The sequence below is a fragment of the Bartonella sp. AP20NXHL genome (assembly GCF_042196165.1).
Classification (GTDB): domain Bacteria; phylum Pseudomonadota; class Alphaproteobacteria; order Rhizobiales; family Rhizobiaceae; genus Bartonella.
The window spans coordinates 1-2,035 of record NZ_JBHIPV010000059.1 but is presented as its reverse complement, the minus strand read 5'-3'; the positions used below and the strand labels follow the sequence as shown (position 1 = coordinate 2,035).

Annotated in this window: 1 pseudogene; it reads right to left on the bottom strand. The window is 41.1% G+C overall.

Annotated elements, in window-relative coordinates:
* Positions 1–2,035, bottom strand: a pseudogene (locus ACFILL_RS09075) (hypothetical protein); the annotation flags it as partial.

The following is a 2,035-nucleotide window of genomic DNA, read 5'->3' as shown; positions in this document are numbered from 1 at the left end:
TTATGAACATTCGTGATAGAACTCGCAACACCAGCAAATGCTTCCGCTACACTATTGTAAACCTTTTCCTCACCAGTGCTACCATCTTCATTGACAGTTTTAAGTTTGAATGTGGGGGCAACCCATTCTCCATTCTCATATCCAGCGCCACCACCAAAATAGCTAGCAACCGTCCGATTGACTGAATAAAGCTGACCACCTGTAATAGCATCTGTTGATTTAGCGCTAATCTCACCATTTGCTAGAAACGTAATTCTACTGTTTTCTTGTGTCCTTACAGCTCTGCCTTTTTCTTCTTGCTTCTTCTCATGACGCGCTACAAACGCATGGGCAGTCTCGCTCCAATTCAAAGAATCCTGCGCTACCCCTTCAGAAACTTCCTTAATCCGTGCATTCACATTCTTGATATTATCATCAAGACCAGTAAATGCACTACCAACATTATCAAAAGAGCCGTTTGTTATATTACCAGCTGCATCAACCTTCGATAACTTGTAAGTCGGTCCTGTAAACGCGCCATTATTAAATGCCGCATCACCACCAAGAAACTTGGCTACATTCTGAGAAATTGTGTTGATCTGACTACCATTAATCGCATCATGTGAACTCTCACCAATGGCACCATCTTTTACATTATGAAGTGCAACTGGTCCTGCATCCTTACCTTTACCTAAAGTCACACTCGTGTAATCAATGCCGCCATTATCACCATCTTTTTTATCGTAATGAACAACAGCTGAATCATCAGACTGAAGACTGCTAGAAAGCTTCTCTAAACTTTGATCAAGTTGCTCTTTGTTAACCGCTTCATTATTCTTCGTTGCTGCCTTAACACCTGAAAGTGTCCGATCTGCCTGCTCCTTATTTGCGATATTGAGTTCTGTACCTTCTACTTCTTTACCAATATTGATAACTTTCGTCTTATCATCCTGCTTGGCAAGACTATCACTCACTACATTCGTTACATCATTATGAACATTCGTGATAGAACTCGCAACACCAGCAAATGCTTCCGATACACTATTGTAAACCTTTTCCTCACCAGTACTACCATCTTCATTGATAGTTTTAAGCTTGAAGGTAGGGGCAACCCATTTTCCATTTTCATAGCCAGCGCCTCCACCAAAATACGTCGCAACTGTTTGATTCATTGAATAAAGCTGGTTACCGGTAATCGCATCCGTTGAGTTTGCCGTGATGTCACCATTTGCTAGAAACGTAATTCTACTGTTTTCTTGTGTCCTTACAGCTCTGCCTTTTTCTTCTTTGCTCTTTTCATGACGTGCTACAAAGGCATTGGCTTCATTACTCCAATTCAAGGAATCCTGTGCGACTCCCTGCGAAACTTCCTTAATACGTGCATTCACATTCTTGATATTATCATCAAGACCAGTAAATGCACTACCAACATTATTAAAAGAACTGTCTGTTATATTACCAGCTGCATCAACCTTCGATAACTTGTAGGTTGGTCCTGTAAACGTACTGCCAACAAATTTTGCATCACCACCAAAAAACTTGGCTAAATCCTGAGAAATCGTGTTGATCTGGCTACCCGTAATTGCATCACGTGAATTTTCAGCAATGGTACCCTCTTTTACATTATGAAGCGCAACTGGTCCTGCATCCTTACCTTTACCTAAAGTCACACTGCTATAATCAGTTTTACCATCTGCCTGTTTATCGTAGAGAACAACAGCTGAATCATCAGACTGAAGGCTGGTAGAAAGATCCTTCAGACTTGCATCAAGCTGCGCTTTATTGACTGCCTCGTCTCCATTTTGCGCTGCCTTAACACCAGAAAGAATTCGAGCATCACCATCACGATTTAAAATATTGATTTTATTGCCGCCTCTTTCCGCACCAATAGTAATAAGACCCATCCTATCCTGCTTAACAAGGCTATCACTCACTACATTCGTAATCTCTTTGCTGATCTCATTTTTTACATTCGTAACAGAATTACCAACTCCAGCCAAAGCATCCGCCACATTGCCATAGTCTATCTCTTCAGATTTACCATCATCCTTAACTG